This is a genomic window from Erythrobacter oryzae, from assembly GCF_030271515.1.
Lineage (GTDB): Bacteria > Pseudomonadota > Alphaproteobacteria > Sphingomonadales > Sphingomonadaceae > Erythrobacter > Erythrobacter oryzae.
Map to the genome: position 1 here is coordinate 346797 of NZ_JASCXI010000001.1, position 25681 is coordinate 372477.

General features: G+C 67.3%; 23 protein-coding genes. 14 read left to right on the forward strand and 9 right to left on the reverse strand.

Features of this window, described 5'->3' with window-relative positions; translation table 11 throughout:
• Positions 1–8: 8 nt before the first annotated feature.
• From PFX90_RS01735 to PFX90_RS01745, 3 genes are read right to left on the reverse strand one after another with little or no spacing between them, the layout of a single operon-like run.
• The gene (locus tag PFX90_RS01735; RefSeq protein WP_285709827.1) at positions 9–686 is read right to left on the reverse strand and encodes a TadE/TadG family type IV pilus assembly protein; all 678 of its coding nucleotides are present in this window, start codon (positions 684–686) and stop codon (positions 9–11) included.
• Positions 686–1303 carry a TadE/TadG family type IV pilus assembly protein gene (locus PFX90_RS01740; protein WP_285709829.1) on the reverse strand — a complete coding sequence of 206 codons (618 nt, stop codon included), beginning with the start codon at positions 1301–1303 and terminating at the stop codon, positions 686–688. The genes PFX90_RS01735 and PFX90_RS01740 overlap by 1 nt, the downstream gene beginning before the upstream one ends.
• Complete coding sequence (locus tag PFX90_RS01745; RefSeq protein WP_285709833.1) at positions 1300–3249, reverse strand: pilus assembly protein TadG-related protein; 1950 nt, start codon at positions 3247–3249, stop codon at positions 1300–1302. Before PFX90_RS01745 ends, PFX90_RS01740 begins: the two co-directional genes overlap by 4 nt.
• Positions 3250–3472: 223 nt before the next feature.
• Here PFX90_RS01745 and PFX90_RS01750 point away from each other — a divergent pair, with 223 nt between their 5' ends.
• Positions 3473–4123, forward strand: a complete 651-nt coding sequence (locus PFX90_RS01750) for a hypothetical protein (RefSeq protein ID WP_285709836.1) — start codon at positions 3473–3475, stop codon at positions 4121–4123.
• A gap of 70 nt (positions 4124–4193) precedes the next feature.
• The gene (locus PFX90_RS01755; RefSeq protein WP_285709838.1) at positions 4194–4634 is read left to right on the forward strand and encodes an EF-hand domain-containing protein; all 441 of its coding nucleotides are present in this window, start codon (positions 4194–4196) and stop codon (positions 4632–4634) included.
• 4 nt (positions 4635–4638) lie between these two features.
• Here the strand turns inward: PFX90_RS01755 and trmFO are convergent, their stop codons facing one another.
• The gene (gene trmFO / locus PFX90_RS01760; RefSeq protein WP_285709839.1) at positions 4639–6024 is read right to left on the reverse strand and encodes a methylenetetrahydrofolate--tRNA-(uracil(54)-C(5))-methyltransferase (FADH(2)-oxidizing) TrmFO; all 1386 of its coding nucleotides are present in this window, start codon (positions 6022–6024) and stop codon (positions 4639–4641) included.
• 68 nt (positions 6025–6092) lie between these two features.
• Between trmFO and PFX90_RS01765 the strand changes: the two genes are divergently transcribed.
• Positions 6093–6758, forward strand: coding sequence for a lysoplasmalogenase family protein (locus PFX90_RS01765; RefSeq protein WP_285709841.1), 666 nt, complete (start codon positions 6093–6095; stop codon positions 6756–6758).
• A gap of 78 nt (positions 6759–6836) precedes the next feature.
• Positions 6837–7238: a VOC family protein gene (locus PFX90_RS01770; protein WP_285709845.1), complete on the forward strand. Its 402-nt coding sequence runs from the start codon at positions 6837–6839 to the stop codon at positions 7236–7238.
• On the opposite strand, the gene gyrA is transcribed toward PFX90_RS01770, so the two are convergent.
• Complete coding sequence (gene gyrA, locus PFX90_RS01775; RefSeq protein ID WP_285709848.1) at positions 7227–10007, reverse strand: DNA gyrase subunit A; 2781 nt, start codon at positions 10005–10007, stop codon at positions 7227–7229. The genes PFX90_RS01770 and gyrA overlap by 12 nt on opposite strands.
• Before the next feature lie 323 nt (positions 10008–10330).
• Between gyrA and PFX90_RS01780 the strand changes: the two genes are divergently transcribed.
• The 3 genes from PFX90_RS01780 (at position 10331) to PFX90_RS01790 (ending at position 13219) form a co-directional block, all read left to right on the forward strand.
• Positions 10331–11665: a hypothetical protein gene (locus PFX90_RS01780; protein WP_285709851.1), complete on the forward strand. Its 1335-nt coding sequence runs from the start codon at positions 10331–10333 to the stop codon at positions 11663–11665.
• A 139-nt stretch (positions 11666–11804) separates the two neighbouring features.
• On the forward strand, positions 11805–12758 hold the full coding sequence (gene lipA, locus PFX90_RS01785; protein WP_285709854.1) for a lipoyl synthase: 954 nt from the start codon (positions 11805–11807) through the stop codon (positions 12756–12758).
• Positions 12758–13219 (forward strand): type II toxin-antitoxin system RatA family toxin, encoded by a 462-nt coding sequence (locus PFX90_RS01790; protein ID WP_285709856.1) that lies wholly within the window; start codon positions 12758–12760, stop codon positions 13217–13219. Before lipA ends, PFX90_RS01790 begins: the two co-directional genes overlap by 1 nt.
• Here the strand turns inward: PFX90_RS01790 and PFX90_RS01795 are convergent.
• Genes PFX90_RS01795 through PFX90_RS01805 form a run of 3 tightly spaced genes read right to left on the reverse strand, consistent with a single transcriptional unit; the run spans position 13180 to position 15436 of the window.
• The gene (locus PFX90_RS01795) at positions 13180–13692 is read right to left on the reverse strand and encodes a CinA family protein (RefSeq protein WP_285709859.1); all 513 of its coding nucleotides are present in this window, start codon (positions 13690–13692) and stop codon (positions 13180–13182) included. The two genes, PFX90_RS01790 and PFX90_RS01795, sit on opposite strands and share 40 nt — an antisense overlap.
• Positions 13693–13700: 8 nt before the next feature.
• Positions 13701–14264 (reverse strand): hypothetical protein, encoded by a 564-nt coding sequence (locus tag PFX90_RS01800; protein WP_285709861.1) that lies wholly within the window; start codon positions 14262–14264, stop codon positions 13701–13703.
• Positions 14265–14275: 11 nt separating this feature from the next.
• Positions 14276–15436 carry a bifunctional 2-C-methyl-D-erythritol 4-phosphate cytidylyltransferase/2-C-methyl-D-erythritol 2,4-cyclodiphosphate synthase gene (locus tag PFX90_RS01805; protein ID WP_285709863.1) on the reverse strand — a complete coding sequence of 387 codons (1161 nt, stop codon included), beginning with the start codon at positions 15434–15436 and terminating at the stop codon, positions 14276–14278.
• Positions 15437–15515: 79 nt separating this feature from the next.
• Between PFX90_RS01805 and dusB the strand changes: the two genes are divergently transcribed.
• The 7 genes from dusB (at position 15516) to hflX (ending at position 24893) form a co-directional block, all read left to right on the forward strand.
• Positions 15516–16532: a tRNA dihydrouridine synthase DusB gene (gene dusB, locus PFX90_RS01810; protein ID WP_285709865.1), complete on the forward strand. Its 1017-nt coding sequence runs from the start codon at positions 15516–15518 to the stop codon at positions 16530–16532.
• A gap of 2 nt (positions 16533–16534) precedes the next feature.
• Complete coding sequence (locus PFX90_RS01815) at positions 16535–17635, forward strand: two-component system sensor histidine kinase NtrB (RefSeq protein ID WP_285709867.1); 1101 nt, start codon at positions 16535–16537, stop codon at positions 17633–17635.
• Positions 17635–19074, forward strand: coding sequence for a sigma 54-interacting transcriptional regulator (locus tag PFX90_RS01820; RefSeq protein WP_285709870.1), 1440 nt, complete (start codon positions 17635–17637; stop codon positions 19072–19074). Before PFX90_RS01815 ends, PFX90_RS01820 begins: the two co-directional genes overlap by 1 nt.
• A gap of 94 nt (positions 19075–19168) precedes the next feature.
• On the forward strand, positions 19169–21400 hold the full coding sequence (locus tag PFX90_RS01825; protein WP_285709872.1) for a sensor histidine kinase: 2232 nt from the start codon (positions 19169–19171) through the stop codon (positions 21398–21400).
• 46 nt (positions 21401–21446) lie between these two features.
• Positions 21447–22829 (forward strand): nitrogen assimilation response regulator NtrX, encoded by a 1383-nt coding sequence (gene ntrX, locus PFX90_RS01830; RefSeq protein ID WP_285709875.1) that lies wholly within the window; start codon positions 21447–21449, stop codon positions 22827–22829.
• A 163-nt stretch (positions 22830–22992) separates the two neighbouring features.
• Positions 22993–23577, forward strand: a complete 585-nt coding sequence (gene hfq, locus PFX90_RS01835) for an RNA chaperone Hfq (RefSeq protein ID WP_285709877.1) — start codon at positions 22993–22995, stop codon at positions 23575–23577.
• A gap of 26 nt (positions 23578–23603) precedes the next feature.
• Positions 23604–24893: a GTPase HflX gene (gene hflX, locus PFX90_RS01840; RefSeq protein ID WP_285709881.1), complete on the forward strand. Its 1290-nt coding sequence runs from the start codon at positions 23604–23606 to the stop codon at positions 24891–24893.
• Here the strand turns inward: hflX and mazG are convergent.
• Positions 24882–25673: a nucleoside triphosphate pyrophosphohydrolase gene (gene mazG / locus PFX90_RS01845; RefSeq protein ID WP_285709883.1), complete on the reverse strand. Its 792-nt coding sequence runs from the start codon at positions 25671–25673 to the stop codon at positions 24882–24884. The two genes, hflX and mazG, sit on opposite strands and share 12 nt — an antisense overlap.
• Positions 25674–25681 lie beyond the last annotated feature (8 nt).

The window sequence follows — 25681 nt, forward strand, 5'->3', positions numbered from 1 at the left end:
CGACCGGATCAGGTCGGGCGGTTCGCCGAATAGACGTTGCAGCGCGCGACCGGGCCGCCGGTGTAGAGCTGCGACAGATCGCGGTTGTCGCGCACGTTGAACGCGGCGGTGTAGACGATCTGCTGGTTGTCGAAGAGGTTCATTGGGGTCACCGAGCGGAAGTTGTAAGCGACCTCGACGAACATCACCGCGGTGCCGACCGATGCCGTGATGTAGCGCCCCGGCACGCCCATGCCCGGGAACGAGGTCCCGGTCGCGCCGGCGCCTTGCACGCCGAAGCTCGAGTTGTAGTTCTTGGCGCCGCGGCAGCGCTGCCATGCGATCCACTGCCCGCCCTGCGCGTTCTGCTGGAGGCTGGAGACGATGATCCGGCCCTGCTGGTAGATCGCGATGTTCTCGCCCAGCTTTTCGGCACCCATCAGGGTGTCGACCACGTCGCGCTCGTAGACGCGGCGGGCGGCTAGGGTATCCTCCTCACCCACGCGCGAGGCGTTGTCCGCGACCTGCATCGCGATCTGGCTGACCTGGAGGTGTGCGATCACGAGCGAGGCGGTGTCGGTTCCGAGCATCCCCATGCCCAGCACCAGCGGTGCCGCGAAGGCGAATTCGACCATCGCGAGGCCCGAGCAATCCTGCTTCAGGCTGCGCATCGTCTGGCGGATCGTATGACGGAGCGGGCGGGTCATCAACAATTCCTCACAGTCGGGCTGAGATTGCTTCCCGCGTCGAAGGGCTGACGCCGCAGCACCGTCGTGGCCGACAAGGTCACGTTGGCGGGCAGGCCGATCATCCCGAACATCGGAAACAGCCGCGGGTAGGTGACGTTGGTGGTATAGAGCATGACGTCACGGGCGGCGCCGAGACCGCCCTGACCACGGTAGACGTCCCAGCTCGAGTTGTTGTTCTCGTCCTGGTACGGCTCGCCGTTATTGCAGGTGCCGTTGTTGTCGGTATCGGTCCACTCTTCGCGCTCGTTGACGTTCTTGAAGTCGTCGAAGGCGGTCTTGGTGAAGGTGATCGTCGCGCCGTTGGGCATCACCGCACGGATCTGGTCCTGCACGCGGTTGTCGAGCGCCGTCTCGTTGACCGCAGCCGATTCCAGCGTGTAGTCGCGCGCCGCCTTCTGCACCGCGCCGTAGAGCACTGCGCTGGTGTATTGCGTATGCGCGATGTCGAACAGGCCCATCAGCATCAGGATGAGGACCGGTCCGACGATCGCGAACTCGACCAGCGTGACGCCTTCGCGGTTCCGCCGCAGATTGCGCAGCACCGCGCGGGCAATGAAGAACCGCCGCCGCATCATTGCGTGAGCCTCAGCGCGGCGATCTTCTGCGCGATCTGCCGGAACTGCTCGGTGAGCGTGGCATTGTCAGCCGCCTGGAACGCACGGCCGGGCGAGGCGCAGTCGATCAGGTTCTGAGTCAGTGTGGTCCCGAAGGCCACGACCCAGACCGTGATGTTTTCCTGCTCGGCGGCATTGCAGATCGCCTGCAGACGCGCGGCACGGCGGTTGAACTCGGTGGTGCTGTTGCCGTCGCCGGTGATGCGGCGATCCCACCATTCGACCCCGTGGGTCGAGTAGTTCTCGACGTTGTTGACCTGCGCGCCATCGGTCATGAACACGATGTGGCGCGAGATCGTTTCGCCATTGGGCGCCGAGTTGTTGTCGGCCGCGAACATTCCGCGCGGCGAGATGAAGCGGGCGCCCCACAGCATGCCGATGTCATGGTAGGTGTTGCCGCTGGCCTGCAGCGAGTCGACATAGGACTGCAGGTCGCCACGGGTCATTTCGGCCATTCGGCGCGCGGCCCGCGGGCACACCCAGCCGGGGCGCGCCAGATTGCCCGTCGTGAAGATATAGCTGTTGGTGTTGGTGCCCGAATTCTCGCGCTTCCACACCGCGTCGAACAGCGCCGGCTTCCAGCGCTGCGTTTCGTTGGCGGGCACGAGATTGATGTTGAGATCGAAGGCGTTGGCCGGGATCGGGCTGTAATTGTCGGTCTGGACGGTGTTGGGTTCCTCGATGCAGCCGGACCAGTTGACGCGGGTCATCGTCCCATTGGCGCCGATCGGCAGGTCGATCGAGTTGTTGCTGTAAAGACTCGCGAGGTTGACCGACTGCCAGCCGGGGGGGCTACCGGCGGGGTTGACGATGGTGCAGGGGTCTGCGGCACCAGTGGTCACCTGGCAATAGACCCAGTCGCGGAACTGCGGGGTGAGGTCGGCCTCGGTGGCCCGACGCGTCTTGCGCACGCGCCCGCGACAGCCCGCGCGGTTCCACCAGTCTCCACCGCCCCACTGGTTCGCCACGATCACCGGCGTAGCAAACACCTGCCAGGTCTGGTTATCGCCATTGACGTTGACAGTGTAGGTCCCGGGCAGGGTGGCGGTGCAGAAGGTCGCAGCCGTGGTCGCGTTCGTTCCGTCGGTGCGGAAGCGGTAGTCGTTGGTGTTGCTGGAATTGAAGTTCGAGGTCGAACGCGGCAGGAATTCGTCCCCGTCCGACACCAGGATCGTGTCGCCGACGTTTCCGCCCGGCAGGACCGCCGGATTGTAGCGCGCAACCCGCGTCTGGTAGCGGTTGCTGCTCGCCATGTGGGCGGTCGGGATCGAGAAGCCGACATTGACCTGCTGCGAATAGGGCACGATGCCGTAGCGCACCTGTGCTGTCGGAGAGGAGGCGCTTTCCACGGTATCGTAGAAGCTCATCACCGCCGCGCGCATGCCGACGATCTTCGAGCCGGGACCCGAGTTGCAGCCGCCGCTTGCGGGGCAATCGGCCATCGAGCCGGTCACGTCGAGCACGAACATGATGTCGGTGTTGGCGATGTTCACTTCGGCCTGGCAGGTGACCGAGATCGGAAACTGGGTGTAGCCGAAGGCCGCCATGATGGTCGAGGGCAGGGTTCCGCTCGCGGTGCCGGTCACCTTGCCCGCCGAGTCGGCGGTGTAGTTGCGCGTGCGGTTGGTGACGCCGAAAATGCCGTCGTTGAAGTTCTGGTCGAAGAAGTTGAGGCCCTGGGTGCGCGCCTCGGCGCTCATTACCGTCGTCGGCATCGCCCGGCGCGCGGCCAGCGCCCCGGCGTCGCACGCGGCCTGCATGCGCGCGGCTGCCATGTAGTAACGGCTCGCGTCGATACCGCCGCCGACCATCGCCATCATCGGGATCAGCGATGCGGCAGCGATCGCGAGCGTGTTGGCGGTTTTGTCGTGCAGCAGCTTGTGCAAGAACGACGTTCTGGCCTGCATTTCTCGCCCCATCGCTTCGGTGCCCTTCCCCGTCGCCCGCACAAAAATCGCGCGGGCATTCCAGATGCAGCCTCAGCCCTTAACCCGGTTGGGTAAGCGGATTGCCAAAGATCATGGTTAACAAAATCTTGCCGCGCTCACGGGGGTCTGCCACGGGCCAAGGCGTGCCGCGCCGGGACAGTTTGCTTGCCAAACGGGCAGGCGCGCGGCTAGGCGCGGCCGCGTGACGAGCGAGGCCCCCGATCCCCTGCCGCCGGAAGCCGAACTGGCCCTCGCCTGGAGCGCGCCAAAGGTTCGCGGTGCGTTAAGCATAGCTCTTCAGCTTGACCGCAGGCTGGCGCGGATCGTCGGGCGCACGCAGGAGCCTATGCTCGGCCAGATGCGCCTTGCCTGGTGGCGCGAGGCGCTCGGCAAGCCGGTGGCGGAGCGCCCGCGCGGCGATGCGGTGCTCGACGGGATCGGCCAGCACTGGCAGGGCCGCGAGGCGTTTCTGGCGCAAATGGTTGATGGCTGGGAGGTTCTGGTTACCGCCGAAAACCTCGGTCCCGCCGAGGCCGAAAGCTTCGGCGCGGGGCGCGGCGCCTTCTTTGCGGGGCTGGCCGATGAAGCAACCGCAGGCCGGCTTTCCGCAGCAGGCCGGCGCTGGGCGCTCGCCGATGCGGCCGCGGGGGTTTCCGACCCCGAGGAATGCGCCACGCTGGTCGCGGCCGGGCTGGCGGTGGCGAGCCCGGCGGGCCGCATCCCGCGCGCGCTCAGAGGGCTGGCGGTGCTCGAGGCGCTGGCCTTGCGCGGCCTCTCTCGAGGGGGGCGGCCGCTGATGGAAGGGCGGGGCGCTTCGCTCGCCGCGCTGCGGGCCGCTATCTTTCGCGCCTGATTACGTGTATTTACGGCAGCGCTGATAGCTTCGAAAGGGGGGCAGACCCTTGCGACAGGCGGTGCTGGGAGTGCTGGGGGGCTTGGCCCTTGCCGGAGTGGGCGTGTTCTGGTGGCAGGGCCGCGCCGAAATCGAACGCGGCGCCCCGCCGCCCGCAGTGGCACCGGCCAAGCCCGATCCGATGCAGCTTCCCATCGCCGATCCGGGAAGCCTGAAGGGCCCCGCGCCCCCGGAAATGAGCGAGCTCGGCAAGGAGGAGCAGCGCTTCTTCCGCTATGACCGCAACCGCGACCGCGTCATCACCCGCGACGAGATGCTCTCCACCCGCACTGATGGCTTCCGCAGCCTCGACAAGGACGGGAACAACCTTTTGACCTTCGAGGAATGGGCCGTGACCACGGTCGATCGCTTCGGCAAGGCCGACAAGGACGGCGATGGCAAGCTGACCCCGCGCGAATTCGCCGCGACCGCGCCCAAGCCGGCGGTGAAGAAACCGGCGTGCAAGTGCTGATCGGCTAGGCCGCCACAGCCTCGCGGTTGGCGGCAATCCAGCGCGCGAGGTCGTCCTTCGCGCGCGAGGTGTAGGCCTCCTTGCGCACCTTCTTGCCGACCTCGTGAAGCGGCGGGAAGAGGCCGAAATTGACGTTCATGGGCTGGAAGGTCTCGGCCTCGGCATCGCCGGTAATGTGGCTGAGCAGCGCGCCAAGTGCGGTGGTAGCTGGGAGCGGCTGCCATGCGCGGCCCGCCAGTTCGGCCGCCGTCATCAGCCCCGCGACAAGCCCGATGGCCGCGCTCTCGACATAGCCCTCGCAGCCCGTCACCTGGCCCGCAAAGCGGATATGCGGCGCGGCCTTCAGTCTGAGCTGGCGGTCAAGCACTTCCGGCGAGTTGAGGAAGGTGTTGCGGTGCAGCCCGCCAAGCCGCGCGAATTCGGCGTTCTCCAGCCCGGGGATGGTGCGGAACAGCTCGATCTGGGCCGCATACTTCAGCTTGGTCTGGAAGCCGACCATGTTCCACAGCGTGCCGAGCTTGTTGTCCTGCCGCAGCTGCACCACGGCATAGGGCCAGCGGCCCTGCGGGAATTCGGGCGTCACATCGAAGGGATTGTCGAGCCCCACGCCCTTCATCGGCCCGAAACGCAGGGTCTCGACCCCGCGCTCGGCCATCACCTCGATCGGCATGCAGCCGTCGAAATAGGGCGTGTCCTTCTCCCACTGCTTGAACTCGGTCTTCTCGCCCTCGATCAGCCCCTTGTGGAAGGCGAGGTATTGCTCCTGCGTCAGCGGGCAGTTGATGTAATCGCCGCCTTCGTTCGAGGCCTCGGTCCGCTTGTTCCAGCGCGACTGGATCCAGACCTTGCTCATGTCGATCGAATCGTAGTGCACGATCGGCGCGATGGCATCGAAGAAGGCGAGCCGTTCGGAGCCGGTCGCGCGCACGATGCTGCCCGCGAGCGCCTCGGCGGTCAGCGGCCCCGTGGCGACGATAGTGAGACCCGCTTGCGGCAATTCGTCCACCCGCTCGCGCACGATGGTGACTTTGGGGTGCTGGGTGAGGGCTTTCTCGACCTCGGCCGAGAACACATCCCGGTCAACCGCCATCGCGCTGCCCGCCGGCACCCGCGCCACGTGCCCGGCGCGCATCACCAGCGAATCCAGCTGACGCATCTCGTGGTGCAGCAGCCCCACGGCGTTCTTGGTGTCGTCGTCCGAGCGGAAGGAGTTGGAGCACACCAGCTCGGCGAGGCCATCGGTCTGGTGCGCCGGGGTCATCTCGCCGCTCCCGCGCATCTCCGACAGACGCACCTTCGCGCCCGCCTGCGCAAGCTGCCACGCAGCCTCGCTCCCGGCGAGGCCGCCGCCGATTATGTGCACATCGTGGGAAGTCGCGTGTCGGGTCATGGTGAGCCGCGTAATTGCGTGATAGCCCCCCGGCAAGCCCCAAGGGCCTTTGGATGGGAATGGCGGGAATGGCGAAAGCTGCTTTGATCGAACAGAGGCCGTGGCTGCTGGCGAGCGTGGCCGCCTCGCTCGCCTACTATTTCCTGCGCGACAATCCGGTGGGAGAGGGCACATGGGGCCTGGCCTTGAAGGGGGCGAGCGTCGGCCTGCTGGCGCTCTATGTCGCGCTGCGCGTGCCGGAGGGCAAGCATCGCGGCGACGGCTTCCTGCTGGTCGGCGCGCTGGCGCTGGCGGCCTGCGGCGATGTTGCGATCGAGCTCGATTTCCTGACCGGTGGCGCGTTCTTCGCCGCCGCCCATGTGGTCGCCGTGGGTCTCTACCTCAGGAACCTGCACAAGCGCCCCTCGCCGGTGCAGAAGCTGATCGGGGCGGTGCTGCTCGTCGGCACCCCGCTGGTGAGCTGGCTGCTGAGCGGCAATGCGCAGATCGCGATCTATGCCGCCTTCCTGGGCAGCATGGCGAGCGCCGCTTGGATGAGCCACTACCCGCGCTACCGTGTCGGCACGGGGGCGGTGCTGTTTGTCATCAGCGACTGGCTGATCTTCGCCAGAATGGGTCCGCTCGATCTCGAGCCCGCCAACACGATCCTGATTTGGCCGCTCTACTACGCAGGCCAGCTGATGATCGCGACCGGGATCATCCAGTGCCTGCGGGGCGAGCAACCGGTCCGGTAGACCCGCACGCGCGGCGGGCCGGATCGCGGCCTCGGCCCCGCTCTGCTATGGTCGGCAGCCTTGCGAGAGGGTCCTGCCATGATCGACCATATCGGCCTTGCAGTCGGCGACATCGCCCGCAGCCGCGACTTCTATGATGCCGCGCTAGCGCCGCTCGGGATGCGCCTGCTCGTCACCATCGACCCCGCCCAGACCGCCAGCGGCGGGAGCGCGCTCGGCTACGGCCCCGAGGGCGATCCGCTGTTCTGGATCGGCGACCAGGAGCGGGTGGGGGAGGGCAACCACATTGCCTTTCGCGCGCCCAGCCATGCGGTGGTCGACGCCTTTCATGCCGCCGCCCTCGCCGCAGGCGGGCGCGATCACGGCGGCCCGGGGCTGCGGCCGCAATACGGGCCGGATTATTACGCGGCCTTCGTGCTTGATCCGGACGGGCACAACATCGAAGCCGTGTGCCGCCCGGGTCCGCCATCACCCGGCTAGATCGGGGGCGCCTTCCGCAGCGGGCGCCTCGTCCTCGTCCTCGCCCGCATCATCGATCAGCGCGGCGCCGACGATGTGCTCGTTCTCGGCGACGTTGAAGATGCGCACGCCCGAGGAGCCGCGGCCCGAAATGCTGAAGCCCTTGTGCTCCTCGAACCCGCCCTCGATGAGGTGGCGGAAATCGATCCCGAGGCGGATCAGCTTGGCCTGATCGGTCACCAGCATCAGCTGCGAGCCGTGCTTCACGGGGAAGCTCGCCACAACCGGCCCGTTCCTTTCAGGATTGCTTTCCGGCGTCCCGATATTGGTGATCCCTTGCCCCCCGCGCGCGGTGGTGCGGTATTCGTAGGCCGAGGAGATCTTGCCATAGCCGTTGGCGGTGATGGTGAGGATGAACTCCTCCGCCTCGGCCATCGCCGCTTGCTTGTCGGCGGGGAGGGTGGGGACGGCATCGTTGTTCTTCCACGCGGCAGCGCGAAGGTAGGCCTCGCGCGTTTCCATGTCGGCGGTGAGCGGATCGACCACCGCCATGCTCACGACCTTGCCGCCCTTCTTGAGGCTCATTCCGCGCACGCCGATACCGGTGCGGCTCTTGGTCTCGCGCGCGTCGGTGGCGGAAAAGCGGATCGCCTTGCCGGCGTCGCTCGCAAGGAAGATCTGCTGGTCCTCGGTCAGCAACTGCACCCCGATTAACCGGTCGCCCGAACCTTCGACGAAGCCCATCGCATATTTCCCTGCGGTGGGAATATTGGCGAAGGCGTCCATCGAGTTGCGACGGACCATGCCCTGTTCGGTGGCGAAGACGATGTTGAGGTTGGCCCAGGTCGCCTCGTCCTCAGGCAGCGGGAGGACGTTGGTGACGCGCTCCTCGTCGCCCAAGGGCAGAAGGTTGACCATCGGGCGGCCCTTGGTCTGGGGCCCGCCTTCGGGCAGCTTCCACACCTTCATGCGGTAGACGCGGCCGGTGTTGGTGAAGAACAGCACGGGGTTGTGGGTCGAGGTGACGAAAAGCTCGACCACCGCGTCCTCGTCCTTGGTCGCCATGCCCGAGCGGCCCTTGCCGCCGCGCGCCTGGGCACGGAAGGCGTCCAGGGGCGTGCGCTTGATGTAGCCGCCGTGGGTGACGGTGACGACCATGTCCTCGCGCTCGATCAGGTCTTCGTCTTCCAGACCATCCCATGCAGGGGCGATTTCGGACAGGCGCGGGGTGGCGTAGGTGGCGCGGATTTCCTCAAGCTCGGTGCGCATCACGCCATAGAGCTTCACGCGGTCGGCGAGGATCGACAGGAATTCCTCGATCGAGAGCGCCAGTTCCTTCAGCTCGTCGCCGATCTCGTCACGGCCCAGCGCGGTCAGGCGGTGGAGGCGCAGTTCGAGGATCGCCTTCACCTGCCGCTCGGACAGGCGATAGGTACCGCCGTCCTGCTCGGCATCGGGCTCGATCGCCTCGACCAGACGGATATATTGCGCGATGTCGCCGATCGGCCACTCCTTGGCGAGCAGCTTGGCACGCGCCTCGGCCGGATTGCGGGCCGAACGGATCATTGCCACGACCTCGTCGAGGTTCGAGACCGCGACCACCAGACCCAGCAACAGGTGCGCCCGTTCACGCGCCTTGTTCAGCTCGAACTTGGTGCGGCGGGTGATGACCTCCTCGCGGAACGTGATGAAGCTCTGCACGATATCGCGCAGGGTGAGCGTTTCGGGGCGCCCGCCGCGGATCGCCAGCATGTTGGCCGGGAAGCTCGACTGGGCGGGGGTGTGGCGCCAGATCTGGTTGAGCACGACCTCGGGGGTCGCATCGCGCTTCAGGTCGATCACCACGCGCACGCCCTCACGCGAGCTCTCGTCGCGGATGTCGCTGATGCCCTCGATGCGCTTGTCCTTGGCGGCCTCGGCGATCTTCTCGACGAGGCCCGACTTGCCCACCTGATAGGGGATCGAGGTGAAGACGATGCTCTCGCGCCCTTCGCTCTTGGCGCCGCGGGTGCTTTCGATCTCGTGGCGGCAGCGCATCAGGATCGAGCCGCGCCCGGTGGTGTAGGCCATCCGCGCGCCGTGGGTGCCGAGGATCAGGGGGGCAGTGGGGAAATCGGGGCCGGGGATGAACTTGATGAGCTCTTCCGAGGTGATGTGCGGGTTCTCGATGAAGGCTATGCAGCCGTCGATCACTTCGCCGAGGTTGTGCGGCGGCACGTTGGTCGCCATGCCGACCGCAATCCCGCCCGCGCCATTGACCAGCAGGTTGGGGAAGCGCGCGGGCAGCACCGTCGGCTCCTTGCGGCTGCCGTCATAGTTGTCGGTGAAGTCGACCGTGTCCTTGTCGAGATCGTCGAGCAGGCTGTTTGCCACCCGCGCCAGCCGCGCTTCGGTGTAACGCATCGAGGCCGGGGGATCGGGGTCCATCGAGCCGAAATTGCCCTGACCGTCGATCAGCGGCACGCGCATCGACCAGTCCTGCGTCATGCGCGCAAGGGCGTCGTAGATCGCGCTGTCGCCGTGGGGGTGGTAGTTACCCATCACGTCGCCGACGATCTTGGCGCTCTTGCGATAGGGGCGGCCGGCGACGAAGCCGCCTTCCTGGCTGGCGAAGAGGATGCGGCGGTGCACCGGCTTCAACCCGTCGCGCACATCGGGCAGCGCGCGGGAGACGATGACGCTCATCGCATAGTCGAGATAACTCGTCTTCATCTCGTCGACGATGTCGACGCGGTCGAAGCCGGGAACCGGGCTTGCGGGGGAATCGAGAATGTCGCTGTCGTCGCTCAAGGTCGGGGCCGTTTCTGTGAGTGTTGGCGTGCCGTATCAGGCGGGCCGGCCATAGCAGGGCCGGAAGGTTCCCTCCATTTAGGCACATGCCCGCAGTTTCGCCACAGCAGCAGCGGAACAAAGCACGAACCACGCTCTTTTTTCCACACTTGCAGACCGCCACCTGAAGGAGAGGCGGCGGGGGCATTCAAAGCCCGTTCAGCACGGCGCGCCTAGCGGGAATTGCAAATTCCGTGCGAGCCGTTCAAAGGCGAGCGCGGAAGTTCGCCGCAAGGCCCGACGCCGATCGACTGGCCGGACTTGCGCTTCTTGTGGAGGATGCATTGACCAATATCTCTTCGCCCCGTCGTCCGGCCGCGCTCGCGCGCCAGTTCGCGCTTGCCGTGGCGCTGGCCGCCGGCACCGCCATGCTCGCCGTTCCCGGTTTTGCCGACGCGGCCTATGCGCAAAAGAAGAAGAAGGGCGAGGAAGCCGAAGCTGGCAAGCCCGTCTACACCCCGGCCTTCGTCAAGGCCTACCAGCCGCTCGACGCCAAGCTCAAGGCCCCCGGCGCCAATGTCGCGTCCCTCAAGCCCGAGATCATGGCGCTGGTCCCGCTCGCGGCGACCGCGGACGACAAGCTCGCGCTCGGCGGCCTGCTGTTCAACGCCGGGATCACCGGCAAGGACTATGCGCTCCAGCTCCAGGGCGCGGAAATGATGCTGGCCAGCGGCAAGACCAAGCCGGAAGACACGGGCCGCTACAATGTCGTGGCCTTCCAGCTCGCCAACGAGCTGAAGGACTACGAAAAGGCACGCACCTATCTCCAGAAGGCGATCGACCTCGGCTACACCGCTCCGAACCTTTCGGTTTCGGACCTGCAGATGAACATGGCCGAGCTCTTCTTCACCGAGGATCGCAACGAGGAAGGCCTCAAGTACCTCCTCGATGTGATCGCGGCCAAGAAGGCGGCGGGCCAGACGGTCGATGCCAAGCTCTACCGCCGCGGGGTCTCGGTGGCCTATACCAACGAGATCGTGCCGCAGGTCTATGACTTCGTCGAGAGCTGGGTCGCCGATTACCCGTCGCCCGAGAACTGGCGCGATGCTGTCAACCTGACGCGCAATCTCAACGATTTCGACGGGCCGGTGCTGCTCGATCTGCTGCGCCTCGGCAAGAAGATCGGTACGCTCAAGGAAAAGAACGACTACATCATCTACATCGAATCCGCAGACCCGCGCCGTCTGCCTTCGGAAGTGAAGGAAGTGATCGAAGACGCCTATGCCAAGGGCGCGATCCCCAAGGGCAGCGACAGCTGGGTCGAGGAGCAGTACAAGTCCGCCAGCGGCCTCGTCGCCGCCGACCGGGCTGCGCTGCCGACGCTCGAGCGCGATGCCAACGCCCCCACCGCCAAGCTGCGCACTGTGATGGCGGCGGGCGACACCTTCCTCAGCTATGGCGAATATGCCAAGGCTGCAGGCTTCTACGAGAAGAGCCTGACGCTCGCCGATGCGGACCGCGACGCGTCGCTCACGCGCCTCGGCATCGCGCAGCTGGGTGCCGGCAATGCCGAAGCGGCGGTTGCGACCTTCAAGCAGGTCTCGGGCGCGCGCGTTCCGATCGCGCGGCTGTGGACGGCCTATGCCGAGCAGAAGGCTGCCCCGGCCACCGGCGGCTGACCGGACGCCATCACGGCTGAACATCGCTAGAGCGCCGGGCGGGCCACCGCTCCGGCGCTCTTTTTTGTCAGGACGCGGTGCCACAATTGCAAGCGCCCCTGCGCTTGCGGCAGCGGCTGCACGCGCCTAAATGGCACCCATGAACGACCTCTCCAGCCCGCCGCAGCCGAGCGCTCCCGAAGACCGGCCAGCCCGCCAGCGCAAGCCCGACTGGATCCGCGTGCGCGCGCCGGTGAGCGAGGGCTACAACGAGACGCGCAAGCTGATGCGCGAGCTCAATCTCCACACGGTGTGCGAGGAAGCGGCCTGCCCCAATATCGGCGAGTGCTGGACCAAGAAACACGCGACGGTGATGATCCTCGGCGATGTCTGCACCCGGGCCTGCGCCTTCTGCAACGTCAAGACCGGCATGCCGCGCGCGGTTGACCCGTTCGAGCCCGAGAACACCGCCATCGCGGCGGCCAAGATGGGGCTCGAGCATATCGTCATCACCAGCGTCGACCGCGACGATCTGCCCGATGGCGGCGCTTCGCAATTCGTGAAGGTGATCGAGGCGCTGCGCCGGACGACGCCCAACACCACCATCGAAATCCTCACCCCCGATTTCCGCGGCAAGATGCGCCGCGCGGTGGAGATGATCTGCGAGGCGGGGCCGGACGTCTACAACCACAACCTCGAGACCGTGCCTCGGCTCTATCCCACCATCCGCCCCGGCGCGCGCTACTACGCCTCGCTGCGGCTGCTGGAGGAGGTGAAGGCGCACAATCCGCTGATCTTCACCAAGTCCGGCATCATGCTGGGGCTGGGCGAGCAGCGTCTGGAGGTCCATCAGGTGATGGACGACATGCGCAGCGCCGAGGTCGATTTCATCACCATGGGGCAGTATCTCCAGCCGACGCCCAAGCACGCCAAGGTCGAGGAATTCGTCACCCCGAAGGCTTTCGCCGCCTATGGCGCGATCGCGCGGGCCAAGGGCTTCCTCCAGGTCGCCTCCTCGCCGCTGACCCGCTCGAGCTATCACGCGGGCGATGATTTCGCGAAAATGCGCGCCGCGCGTGAGGAGAAGCTCGCGCGGGAGAAGGCGCGCGCCTGATGCCGGGCATCCGCGAAACCCGCCGCCTGCCTTACAGTGCCGCGCAGATGTTCGATCTGGTGGCGGACGTCGCGCGTTACCCCGAGTTCCTGCCCTGGGTGATCGCGACCCGCGTGCGCTCCAACTCGGAGACCGAGATGGTCGCGGATATGGTGGTGGGCTTCAAGGCGATCCGCGAGAGCTTCACCAGCCGCGTCTCCAAGACCCGGCCGCGGGAGATCGACGTCCACTATATCGACGGGCCGCTTTCCGACCTCGACAATGTCTGGACTTTTCGCGAGGTCGACGCCTCCACCTGCGAGATCGACTTTCTCGTCGACTTCACCTTCAAGAACCGCCTGTTCGAGCGGATCGCGGGCCAGTATTTCGACAAGGCCTTCCGCAAGATGGTCGAGGCCTTCGAGGCGCGCGCGGCAGCGCTTTACGGCAACAGCAGCTCGAGCGCGCAGATCGTCGCCTGACGCCGGATTTCGGCACGCCCGCCCGGGCCCTCGCCGCCCTCGAAGAACCTGAGTTCGCCTTCTGGCTCGCCGGTCGCGCCGCGCACCACGCGGGCGAAGACCACGGTGCCGACCGGCTTCTGCGGCGTGCCCCCGCCGGGACCCGCCACCCCGCTGATCGCCACCGCCACATCGGCCTTCGACCGGTCGAGCGCGCCCTTGGCCATCGCCCAGGCGCAGGCGATCGAGACGGCCCCGAAGGTCTCGATAATGTCGGACGGCACGCCGAGCATCTCCATCTTGGCCTCGTTCGAATAGGTCACGAAGCCGCGGTCGAGCACCGCCGACGAGCCCGCGATCTCGGTGATCGCGCCCGCCACCAGCCCGCCGGTGCAGCTTTCGGCGGTGGCGATCTTTCGCCCGGCCGCCGCGTTCTCGGACACCACGCGGGCAGCAAGGGCAGCAATGTCTTCGGGGAGGAGCGAGAGGGGCATGATGCGGGTTACTTCGCCTTTGCCCTCGCCGACGGTGCGCCGCAGAGCGGGCTTTTGCCCTTGTCGTCGAGCTCCAGCATGAAGGCGACCAGCCCGCCGATGTTCTCGCCCGGCAGTGGGCTCAGCAGTTCCACCGCCCGCTCGATCGTGCCGCAGCTGTCGGGCTTGATCTCCTTGGCGATCATCTGCCCGACCATCGCATCGACGAAGGGGCGCAGCGCGTTCTCGGGCAGGGCGGTGATCATGGCGGACATGTCTTCGCCGCCGGTTCCCTTGGCTGCGGCATCATCGGCCATGAAGGTCTTGATGACGCGCAGCGCGCCCGGCCAGGCCTTGTCCTGCCCGTTGCGGTAGGTGGCGACCCAGGCGTCGCCCTCGCGGGCCATGAAACCATCCGCGGCGAAGCGGTTGGCGCAGGCGGTCTGGGCAGCCTCATAGGCGATGGGCATCGCATAAATGATGGCATCGGTCATGTCGGCTTGCGGGATGCAGGCCTGCGCTTGCGCCTGCGCGGCGGTGGCCGAGGCGAGCGCGGTGAGGGCGAGGGCGGGGGCGATCAGGGAGCGGGTCATGGCAGGTCTCCTCAAGCGGTGCGGGTGACAAGAACGATGGCCTGCGCGGCGATACCCTCGCCGCGGCCGGTGAAGCCGAGTTTCTCGGTGGTGGTGGCCTTGATGCTGACCGCGCTCTCGGCAAGCCCCATCAGCCGGGCGACTTCGGCGCGCATGGCGGGGCGGTGGGGGCCGATCTTCGGGGCCTCGCAGATGACGGTCAGGTCGACATTGGCGATGGCGTATCCGGCCCCGCGGGCGAGGCCCACGGCATGTTCAAGGAACCGCCCCGAGCGTGCGCCGCGCCACTGCGGGTCGCTGGGCGGGAAGTGCGTGCCGATGTCCCCCTCGCCAACCGCGCCGAGCACCGCGTCGGTGATGGCGTGGAGCGCGACGTCGGCGTCGGAATGGCCCGCCAGCCCCTTGTCATGCGGGATGAGCACCCCGCCGAGCCACAGCTCCTCGCCCGCCTCGAGCCGGTGGACGTCGAAGCCCTGGCCGATGCGGAAGGCGGGAGTGGTTGCTTGGTCCATCAGGTCCTCGGGGAAGGTGATCTTCTTCAGGCGTTCGTCCCCATCGACCAGCGCGACTGAACCTCCGCTGGCTGACAGCACCTGGGCATCGTCGCCCGCATCCGGCGCGCCCGGCCAGTCGCGGTGGGCGGCGAGGATTGCAGGGTAGCGGAAGGCCTGCGGGGTCTGGACGCGGCGCAAGGCTTCACGCTCGGCCTTGCCGGTCATCACCCCGCCTGTCCCCGCCACCGCAAGGCTGTCGACCACCGGCAGGACAGGGATCGCGCCGGGGTGCTCGTCGAGCGCCGCCAGTAGCCGGGCGATCACTGCGCGGGGCAGGTCAGGGCGGGCGGCGTCGTGGATCAGCACGCGCGCGGGCGCGGCATCGGCAAGTGCCTCGAGCCCTGCGCGCACCGACTCCTGCCGGGTCGCGCCGCCGTGGACGAAGCGCAGCCCATCGATCCCTTCCAGCGCTGCTCGGGCGTCACCTTCGGCATCGGGGCTTACCACGGATACGATCACATCCGCACCCGCTTGTGCGAGTGCCTCGACCGACCAGCGGATGATGGGTTTCCCCTTCAACATCCTGAACTGCTTGGGAATATCACCGCCGACCCGAAGGCCTTTGCCCGCGGCTACCACAATCGCGGCAAACGGGGGGAGGGGGGCAGCGACGCTCATCGGTGGCATCGCTTAGGCACTGGACGCGCTTTCGGCAATCCACTATGCGCCTGCCCATATTTTAGGCACAAACCCCGACATGACCCCGCTCCCCACTCCGCCGGCCCTGAAGCCGATCGCCATCGGCCCCGTCACGGTTGCCGAGCCGGTGATCCTCGCGCCCATGACCGGCGTCACCGACATGCCGTTCCGCACGCTGGTGCGCCGCTACGGCTCGGGCCTCAACGTCACCGAGATGGTCGCGAGCGAGGCGGCGATCCGCGAGACCCGCGTCAGCACCCAGAAAACCGCGTGGGACCGGATCGAGGAGCCTGTCTCCATGCAGCTCGTCGGCTGCGACCCCGCCTCCATGGCCGAAGCCGCCAAGATCCAGGAAGGCAACGGCGCGGCGATCATCGACATCAATTTCGGCTGCCCGGTGAGGAAGGTCGTCGGCCAGTTCGCCGGCTCCGCGCTGATGCGCGAAGTGCCGCTCGCGGTCCGGCTGATGGAGGCGACCGTCAAGGCAGTGAAGGTGCCGGTGACGGTCAAGATGCGCATGGGCTGGTGCCACGACAGTCTCAACGCCCCCGAAATGGCGCGCATCGCCGAAGACCTCGGAGTGCAGATGGTGACGGTCCACGGTCGCACCCGCAACCAGATGTACAAGGGCTCGGCCGACTGGGCCTTTGTCCGCAAGGTCAAGGACGCGGTGAACATCCCCGTCATCGTCAACGGCGACATCTGCACCATCGAGGACGCCGCCAAGGCGATGGAGCAATCAGGCGCCGACGGGCTGATGATCGGGCGCGGCGCCTACGGCAAGCCGTGGCTGCTGGGGCAGGTGATGCACTGGTGGCGCACCGGCGAGGCCCGCGCGACCCCCGGCATGAACGAGCAATACGCCGTCGTCGTCGAACATTATCACCGCATGCTCGATCACTACGGGCGCGAGACGGGCGTGAAGATGGCGAGGAAGCACCTCGGGTGGTACACCAAGGGCCTCCACGGCTCGGCCGAGTTCCGCAACCAGGTCAATTTCATCGACGATGCCGACCAGGTGCTCGGCGAGATCGAGCGCTTCTACACCCCCTTCCTGCTGCAGCAGGCCGCCTGAGCGTGGCGAGCATTCCGGCCGAACCCGAAGGAGCCCCGCGCCCCGATGCGCGCGCGCAGCTTTCCGGCCTGATCTTCGCGGTGGTGCTGATCGACGGCGAGGGGCGCATCGCCGAGGTCAATCACGCCGCCGAAGACCTGCTCGGCACCAGCGCGGTGCGGCTTCTCGGAAAGCGGCTGATCGACCGCATCGGGCCGATGGACCCGCGGGTCGAGGCGCGGCTGCTCGCCAGCGAGGAGGCGCTCGTAGCGCGCGATCTGGCGATCCGCGTCGGCGCGCAGGAGACCCGCGTCAACCTCACCGCCTCGCCATTGGGCGGCTTTCCGGGCTGGCGGGTGGTGACGCTCTCGCAGATCGGCCATGACGATGCGGCGAACCCCGGCAATGGCGAGGCGATGCTGGGCGCGCCTGCGGTGCTGGCGCACGAGATCAAGAACCCGCTCGCCGCGATCCGCGGGGCGGGGCAGCTCGCGGCGCGCAAGCTGCCCCATGCCGACAAGAAGCTCGCCAAGATGATCACCGACGAGGTCGATCGCATCGCGCGGCTGATCGACCGGATGCAGCAGCTGGGCAGCACCCGCACCGCCTCGGTCGACCCATGCAACCCGCATGAGGCGATCCGCGCCGCAGTCGCCACCATGCGCGCGGCGGGCAGCGCGCTGGGGGAGATCGAGATCCGTGAGGAGTTCGACCCCTCGCTCCCCCCCGTGCTCGCCAATCGCGACGCGCTCGAACAGGTGCTGATCAACCTCGTCTCCAACGCGCGCGATGCGGCGCTGGCGGGGGGCGGGAAGGGGGCCTTCATCATCGTCCAGACCCGCTTCGTCAGCGGCCTTGCCTTCAGCGCGATCCGCAACGGGCGCGCGGTGCCCTTGCCGATCGAGATCACCATTTCCGACAACGGCCCCGGCATCGACCCAGCCTTGCGCGACCACGTGTTCGAGCCCTTCGTCTCCTCCAAGCCCTCGGGACAGGGGCTGGGCCTGTCGCTGGTGCGCAAGCTGGTGCGCGACATGAACGGCAATGTCAGCCATGATCGCGACGCGCGCGCCGGGCTGACCAATTTCCGCCTCCACCTGCCGCAGGCGCCGGACGCTGTCTGATGCCGAACGCGCATGATCCGATCCTGCTGGTCGAGGACGACATCGCCATCGCGACGGTGATCATCGCCGCGCTCGAGGACGAGGGCTTCGCGATCGCCCACTGCACCGCCATCGCCGCGCGCGACAAGCTGCTGGCCTCGCGCCGCTTTGCGGTGATGCTGACCGACGTGATCCTCGAGGACGGTGACGGCCTCGCCAGCCTCTCTGCGGTGCGCGAGCGTGCGCCCGATATGCCGGTCATCGTGCTCTCGGCGCAGAACACGCTCGATACCGCGGTGCGCGCTTCCGAGAGCGAGGCCTTCGAATATTTCCCCAAGCCTTTTGACCTCGACGAGCTGGTCCATGCGGTGCGGCAGGCCGCAGGCGCGCGCTCGCCCTCGGCCGAGGAACCCGGCGCCGCGATCCCGGGCGAGGGCGAGCGGATGCCGCTGGTCGGGCGCAGCCCGGCGATGCAGGGCGTCTATCGCATGATCACGCGCGTGCTGCGCAATGATCTCACGGTGCTGGTGACCGGCGAGAGCGGCACCGGCAAGGAGCTGGTGGCCGAGGCGATCCACGAGCTCGGCAACCGCCGCACCGGGCCCTTCGTTGCGGTCAACACCGCTGCCATCCCCGCCGACCTCGTCGAAAGCGAGCTGTTCGGCCACGAGAAGGGCGCCTTCACCGGCGCTATCGCGCAGGCGATCGGCAAGTTCGAACAGGCCAATGGCGGCACGCTGTTCCTCGACGAGATCGGCGACATGCCGGCCGAGGCCCAGACCCGGCTGCTGCGCGCGCTGCAATCGGGGCGCATCCGGCGCGTGGGCGGGCGGCAGGAGATCGCGGTCAATGTCCGCATCATCGCCGCCACCAACCGCGACCTCACCCCGATGATCGCCGCGGGCACCTTCCGCGAGGATCTGTTCTACCGCCTCAATGTCGTCCCCATCGTGCTGCCCCCCTTGCGCGAGCGGCGCGAGGACATCGCCGCGCTCGCCCAGCATTTCCTTGTGCTGGCGGCCGAAGACGGCTTGCCGCGCCGCGTGCTGACACAGGAGGCGATCGAGCGGCTCGAGGCGCGGGCGTGGCGCGGCAATGTCCGCGAGCTGCGCAACGTGGTCTACCGCCTCGCGCTGATGGCGCGCGAGGAGCGGATCGACGCCGATGCGGTCTCCGACATCATCGGCCCCGAAATCGCGCCTGCGAGCGTGCCGCAAGATGGCGGGCAGGGCGGTTTCGGCGCGGCGCTCGCAGGCTGGCTCACCGCCGAGAACCCGCCGCCGGGTGCGCTCTACCACCGCGCGCTCGCGGCGTTCGAGAAGCCGCTGATCGAATATGCCCTCGGGCGCACCGGAGGCAACCAGCTGCGCGCGGCGCAGCTGCTCGGGATCAACCGCAATACCCTGCGCAAGCGGATCGGCGAGCTCGGGCTCGAGCCGGAGCGCTTCTCGCCCTCCTGATCGGCGTGCGCGCGGCACGAGACGTCGCACAAGTGCAGGTTTTTGTGCGGGCGGTCTTGCAAATTGGCCACACCATTGTTGTAAAGCGGCAACGATGGCGCAATCCCCACCCCGGCCCCCGCGTCCCGCCCTGCGCCAGCCCCCGCGCTGGTGGCGCAAGCTGTTGCTCGCCGGGCGCCGCGTGAACCTCTTTGCATGGCTCGAAGGGCTGGCGGTGACCGCGCTGGTGGCGGCGATTATCGCGGCTTGGACGACCTATGGCCGCACTGCCGCTTCCGACGATCTGCTGCCGACCATGCAGGTCTCGGTCCTGCTGATGGCGACGCTGGTGCCGGCGATGGCGCTGCTGGTGCTGATCGGCCGCCGCCTCGCGCTGCGCCGCGCGGCGGGCTCGACGGCGCGGCTGCATGTGCGTCTGGTGTTCTTCTTCTCGATGGTTGCCGCGCTGCCGACGCTGCTGGTCGCGGGGTTTGCCGCCTTCCTGTTCCAGACGGGGGTCGACTTCTGGTTCTCCGACGAATCGCGCGGGCTGATGGAGAACGCCAACGCGCTGGCGCAGAACTATTACGACGCCAACCAGCGCGACGTCGAACAGAACTCGGTCACCATGGCGACCGACCTGCGCGACACGCTGGCGCGGGTGCCGATCACCGATCCCGACTTCCCCGATTTCTACGCCTATCAGGCGCAGGGCCGCGAGATCTCGGAAAGCGCCGTGCTCCAGCGCATGCCCGACGGATCATTCCGCACCGCAGCCGCACTCAACCTCACCAAGGACAACAACCCGCTTGCCTTCAGCCGCGCGGCGCTCCCCCAGCTCGACAAGGGCGCGCTTGCCGTGGTGGTCGGCAGCCCCGAGCGGATCGAGGCGCTGGTCCCGATCGACGCGCAGACCGGCGTTTACCTCTACAATGCCCGCACCACCGAAGAGACGATGTTCAAATCGTGGTCCAAGGCGCAGTCGATCGTCACCGCCTATGACCGGCTGACGGGGAGCGCGCGCACGCTCCAGCTTCGCTTCAATATCGCGCTGGTGGGGGTGAGCCTGCTGCTGGTGGGCCTCGCGATCTGGTTCGCGCTGCGCTTTGCCGACCGGCAGGTTGAGCCGCTCACCGACCTCGTCGGCGCGGCGCGCAAGGTGGGGCAGGGCAACTTCGCGCTTCGCCTCGAAGGCCGCACCGGGGCGGACGAGATCGGGCTTTTGAACCGCGCCTTCAACCGCATGACCGCGCAGCTCGAAAAGCAGACCCAGGCCCTCGTCAGCGCCAACCGCCAGATCGACGACCGCCGCGCCTTCACCGAGGCGGTGCTCGAATCGGTCACCGCCGGGGTGGTCTCGGTCGATGCCGAGGCCCGGGTGACGCTGATGAACTCCTCGGCACAGGCGCTACTGGCGCATGACGGGTTGCCCGCCGACCTCATCGGCCAGTCGCTGGAGGCGCTCGCCCCCGAACTCGCCCGCATCCTCGCCGAGGGCAAGGAGCGCGCCATCGTCACCCACGCCAAGGGCACCGACCTGTTGACGCTCGCGGTCAAGGTGGCGCCCGGCACGGATGAAGGTCACGTGATCACCTTCGAGGACATCACCCGCCAGCTGCTCGACCAGCGCCAGGCCGCCTGGTCCGATGTCGCCCGCCGCATCGCGCACGAGATCAAGAACCCGCTTACTCCGATCCAGCTCGCCACCGAGCGGTTGAAGCGCCGCTACCGCAAGCAGGTGACCGACGAGGATCGCGAGCTGTTCGACGACCTCACCAACACCATCGTCCGGCAGGTCGGCGACCTCAGGACAATGGTCGACGAATTCTCCAGCTTCGCGCGCCTGCCCAAACCGGTGTTCCGCGACGAGGACGCATTGGATCTGGTCCGGCAGGCGGTGTTCCTTCAGGAAGTCGCGCATTCGGGCATCGCCTTCTCGGTCGCCTCCTCTGAGCTCATCGACCGCGAGATCCGCTGCGACCGTCATCAGTTCGGTCAGGCGATGACCAACGTCCTAAAGAACGCGGTCGAAGCCGTCGAGGCGCGCGCGGCCGAGGCCAAGGGCGCCTACGCGGGCGAGATCGCCGTCACGATGAAGGACGCCGGCGAGGCGATCATCGTCACCATCGAGGACAACGGCGTCGGCCTTCCGGCCAATCCCGAGCGCCTCACCCAGCCCTATGTCACCACCCGCGAGAAGGGCACCGGCCTCGGCCTCGCCATCGTCAACAAGATCGTCGACGAGCATGGCGGCGACATGAGCTTCGCCAGCGCGGCGAGCGGCGGCACCCGCGTCTCCCTCAGCTTCGCGCGCAATCCCAACCCAATTGAGGGCGACGGCGCATGAACCCGCTTTCGTCCTCCAAGGTCCACCCCGAAGAAGGAGCCGCCCGATGGCGCTCGAGATCCTGATCGTCGACGATGAACGCGATATCCGCGAGCTGGTGGCGGGCGTCCTCGGCGACGAGGGCTATGCCTGCCGCACCGCCGCCGACAGCACCGAGGCGCTTGCCGCGATCGACGAACGCCGCCCCAGCCTCGTGCTGCTCGACGTGTGGCTGCACGGCAGCCAGATGGACGGGCTCGAACTGCTCGACGCGATCAAGGCGCGCGAGCCGAACCTGCCGGTCATCATCTTCTCGGGCCACGGCAATATCGACACCGCGGTCGCCGCGGTCGGGCGCGGGGCGATGGACTTCATCGAAAAGCCCTTCGAGGCCGAGCGCCTTCTGCTGCTCGTCGAGCGCGCGACCGAGACCGAGCGTCTGCGCCGCGAGAATTCGCGCCTGCGCGAAGGCAGCTGGGGCAGCGCCGAATTCACCGGCAATTCGCCCGCGATCAACGCCGTGCGCGCGACCCTGAAGCGTGTCGCCAGCACGGGGAGCCGGGTGCTGATCTCGGGCCCAGCGGGCGCGGGCAAGGAGGTCGCAGCGCGCCTGCTCCACGCATGGAGCACGCGCGCGAACGGGGCCTTCGTGCTCGTCAACTCGGCCCGCATCACGCCGGAACGCTTCGAACAGGAACTGTTCGGCGAGGAAGCGAACGGCAAGCAGGTGCGCCCGGGCCTGCTCGAACTGGCCGACGGCGGCACGCTCTATCTCGACGAGATCGCCGACATGCCGCTCTCCACCCAGGCCCGCATCCTGCGCGTGCTGACGGACCAGAGTTTTGTCCGTGTCGGCGGCACCCGCCAGATCGGCGTGGATGTGCGCGTGGTCTCCTCGACCACCCGCGACCTCACGGTGGAAATGGCCGAGAAGCGGTTCCGCGAGGACCTGTTCTACCGCCTCAACGTGGTGCCGGTGACGATCCCATCGCTCGCCCAGCGGCGCGAGGACATCCCCGCGCTCGCCGAGCATTTCTTCACCCGCTATTCGAACGATCAGGGCCTCGCCCCGCCCGAGATTTCCTCCGAGGCGATGGCCGCGCTTCAGGCCTATGACTGGCCGGGCAATGTCCGCCAGCTGCGCAACGTGGTCGAGCGCACGATCATCATGACCCCGCGCGAGCGGCTCGGCACGGTCGAGCCCGACATGCTGCCGCCCGAGATCATCGGCGGGCAGATCGGCCTTGCCAGCGACAGCCTGACCGCGATCATGGGCGTGCCCCTGCGCGAGGCCCGGATCAGCTTCGAGCGCGAGTATCTCTCGATCCAGATCCGCCGCTTCTCGGGCAATATCTCCAAGACCGCGAGCTTCATCGGAATGGAACGCTCGGCGCTGCACCGCAAACTGAAGCTGCTCGGCATGGCCGACCGGCGCGACGAGGACGATTGATCCGGAAACGCGACCGGCGGGGCAATTCGCGGCAAAATCAAGCCTTGTCCCGCACGGCCGCAAGCGCCATTATGGCACCGAGGCCGTCCTCCCAGCCATTTGTGGCGGCCTGCTATCTGCGAACCGGCATATAAGCCGGCCGCCAAGAACAGGAGCCACGACCATGTCCAGCGGGCGAACGCTCTCCCCCCGTCCGATTTCGCGCCCTCCCGCGCCTGCCGAAGGCGAAAGCAAGGGTGGCGGCGCACCGGTCCGCCACGGCGGTAATCTTCAGGACGCCTTCCTTAACCTGCTGCGCAAGAACAAGATTCCCGTCACCATGTTCCTGGTGAAGGGCGTCAAGCTGCAGGGCATCGTCACCTGGTTCGACAATTTCTCGATCCTGCTGCGCCGCGACGGCCAGTCGCAGCTGGTCTACAAGCACGCGATCAGCACGATCATGCCGGGCACCTCGCTCGATCCGGCGCAGTTCGGCAGCCAGGGCGGCGGCCGCAAGCAGAAGATGCTGCAGGACATCTTCCTCAGCCGCGTCGCCGAGGCCGAGGTGCAGGTCACCATGTTCCTCGTCAACGGCGTGATGCTGCAAGGGCGGATCGCGGCCTATGACCTGTTCTGCATGCTGCTCGAGCGCGACGGCGCTGTGCAGCTGGCTTACAAGCACGCGGTCTCCACCATCCAGCCCGCCTCGCCGGTCGACCTCAGTGTCGATGACGAGGATGACGGCGAAGACGACGGGATAGACGACTGAGCTTCGACAGCGAGTTTCAGGACGAGGTGACCCGCGGGGCGCGGGCCTTGGTCCTGTGTCCGGACATCCGCGCGCTGCGCTACGATCTCGACCCAGCCGAGCGCTTGGCCGAGGCCGAGGGGTTGGCGCTCGCGATCGGGGTGGTGATCGCCCATTCGGCGGTGCTGCCGGTGCGGCAGATGCAGCCCAACACGCTGTTCGGCTCGGGCCAGGTCGAGAACATCGGTATCTGGTGCGAGCAGCACGAGGCCGAGCTGGTGATCGTCGACGGCGCGCTGACCCCGATCCAGCAGCGCAATCTCGAGGATCGGCTGAAGCGCAAGGTGATCGACCGGACGGGTCTGATCCTCGAGATTTTCGGCGAGCGCGCGGCGACCGCGGAAGGCCGCTTGCAGGTGGAACTCGCGCATCTCGATTACCAGCAGAGCCGCCTTGTGCGGAGCTGGACCCACCTCGAGCGCCAGCGCGGCGGCTTCGGCTTCCTCGGCGGCCCGGGCGAAACGCAGATCGAGGCTGACCGCCGGATGATCCGCCAGCGGATGGGTCGTCTGCGCCGCGAGCTCGAGCAGGTGAAGAAGACCCGCGCCCTGCACCGCGACCGGCGGGGAAGGGCGCCCTGGCCGGTGGTGGCGCTGGTTGGCTATACCAACGCGGGCAAGTCCACGCTGTTCAACCGGTTGACCGGCGCCGAGGTGATGGCCGAGGACCTGCTCTTCGCGACGCTCGATCCCACGATGCGGGCGATCGGCCTGCCTGGGGTCGAGAAGGCGATCCTCTCGGACACGGTGGGCTTCATCTCGGACCTGCCGACGCAGCTCGTCGCCGCCTTCCGCGCGACGCTGGAGGAGGTCACGGCGGCCGACGTGATCTGCCACGTGCGCGACATGGCCAACCCTTCCCACGCCGCGCAGAAGAAGCAGGTGCTGGACGTGCTCGCCGACCTCGATGTGGTCGATGCCGAAACCGGGACGAGCGCTATTCCCATCTTCGAAGTGTGGAACAAGTGCGACCTCCTCGATGCTGATTCGCTTGGCGAATTGCGCGAGGCGGCCGAGGGGCAGGGTGCGGTGATCCTCTCGGCGGCGACGGGGGAGGGGGTGGCTGCCCTCGAAGCGGAGCTTTCCCGGCTGCTGACCGGAAGCGCGCGGGAGGTAAGCTTCCTCCTGCCGGTGAGCGATGGCCGCCGGATTGCGTGGCTCCATGCGCATGGCGATGTGCTCAGCGATGACGAAGGGGGCGAGAGCGAGGAAGGGCCGCTACGGCGCCTGACGGTGCGCTTGAACCCGAAGGAACTGGGCCAGTTCTCAAGCCTTTGAGGCCGCTTTCTCAGATCGCTTGACAGCCTGCCACAGGTCTTCCTGCTGATCGAGCGAGAGTTTTGCAAAGTCCTGACCGGCTGCTGCCGCCAGCTGTTCCATTGCGCGGAAACGTCGCTCGAACTTGGCGTTGGAGGCGCGCAGGGCTTCTTCGGCATCGACCCCGTAGCGGCGCACGATATTGACCGCGACGAACAGCACGTCACCGGCCTCCATCAGGCGTTCCGTATCATCGGCCTCTTCGAGTTCCTGCAATTCTTCCAGCAACTTGTCCCGCGGACCTTTCAGGTCGTGCCACTCGAAGCCGACGCGCGCGGCACGCTTTTGCAGCTTTTCCGAGCGCAGCAGCGCCGGAAGCGCGCGGGCGACGCCGTCCATCGCGCTGGTCGCCCCGGCCGTGGCGCGTTCGCCGGCCTTGAGGTCTTCCCATCGGTCACTGTCCATCGTGCCGCCTTCGTCGCCGAAGATATGCGGGTGGCGCGCCTCCATCTTGTCCGAGATCGCTGCGGCGACGTCGTCAAAGCTGAACAGGCCGGCTTCCTCGGCCATGCGGGCGTGGAACACGACCTGGAGCAGCAGATCGCCGAGTTCGGACTTGAGCTCGGCCATATCGCCGCGCTCGATCGCGTCGGCGACTTCGTAGGCTTCCTCGATGGTATAGGGCGCGATGGTGGCGAAGTTCTGCGCCAGATCCCATTCGCAGCCACGCTCCGGATCGCGCAGCCGCGCCATGATGGCGAGGAGGCGGTCGATAGGGGGCTGCTTAGGGGTGTCGCTCATCCCGATCC

Excerpts from the sequence above, each read along its gene's own strand:
- PFX90_RS01735 (WP_285709827.1), bottom strand. The coding sequence starts at position 686 with ATGACCCGCCCGCTCCGTCATACGATCCGCCAGACGATGCGCAGCCTG.
- PFX90_RS01740 (WP_285709829.1), bottom strand. The coding sequence starts at position 1,303 with ATGATGCGGCGGCGGTTCTTCATTGCCCGCGCGGTGCTGCGCAATCTG.
- PFX90_RS01745 (WP_285709833.1), bottom strand. The coding sequence starts at position 3,249 with ATGCAGGCCAGAACGTCGTTCTTGCACAAGCTGCTGCACGACAAAACC.
- trmFO (WP_285709839.1), bottom strand. The coding sequence starts at position 6,024 with ATGACCCGACACGCGACTTCCCACGATGTGCACATAATCGGCGGCGGC.
- PFX90_RS01765 (WP_285709841.1), top strand. The coding sequence starts at position 6,093 with ATGGCGAAAGCTGCTTTGATCGAACAGAGGCCGTGGCTGCTGGCGAGC.
- PFX90_RS01770 (WP_285709845.1), top strand. The coding sequence starts at position 6,837 with ATGATCGACCATATCGGCCTTGCAGTCGGCGACATCGCCCGCAGCCGC.
- lipA (WP_285709854.1), top strand. The coding sequence starts at position 11,805 with ATGAACGACCTCTCCAGCCCGCCGCAGCCGAGCGCTCCCGAAGACCGG.
- PFX90_RS01790 (WP_285709856.1), top strand. The coding sequence starts at position 12,758 with ATGCCGGGCATCCGCGAAACCCGCCGCCTGCCTTACAGTGCCGCGCAG.
- PFX90_RS01795 (WP_285709859.1), bottom strand. The coding sequence starts at position 13,692 with ATGCCCCTCTCGCTCCTCCCCGAAGACATTGCTGCCCTTGCTGCCCGC.
- PFX90_RS01800 (WP_285709861.1), bottom strand. The coding sequence starts at position 14,264 with ATGACCCGCTCCCTGATCGCCCCCGCCCTCGCCCTCACCGCGCTCGCC.
- PFX90_RS01805 (WP_285709863.1), bottom strand. The coding sequence starts at position 15,436 with ATGAGCGTCGCTGCCCCCCTCCCCCCGTTTGCCGCGATTGTGGTAGCC.
- dusB (WP_285709865.1), top strand. The coding sequence starts at position 15,516 with ATGACCCCGCTCCCCACTCCGCCGGCCCTGAAGCCGATCGCCATCGGC.
- PFX90_RS01820 (WP_285709870.1), top strand. The coding sequence starts at position 17,635 with ATGCCGAACGCGCATGATCCGATCCTGCTGGTCGAGGACGACATCGCC.
- PFX90_RS01825 (WP_285709872.1), top strand. The coding sequence starts at position 19,169 with ATGGCGCAATCCCCACCCCGGCCCCCGCGTCCCGCCCTGCGCCAGCCC.
- ntrX (WP_285709875.1), top strand. The coding sequence starts at position 21,447 with ATGGCGCTCGAGATCCTGATCGTCGACGATGAACGCGATATCCGCGAG.
- hfq (WP_285709877.1), top strand. The coding sequence starts at position 22,993 with ATGTCCAGCGGGCGAACGCTCTCCCCCCGTCCGATTTCGCGCCCTCCC.
- mazG (WP_285709883.1), bottom strand. The coding sequence starts at position 25,673 with ATGAGCGACACCCCTAAGCAGCCCCCTATCGACCGCCTCCTCGCCATC.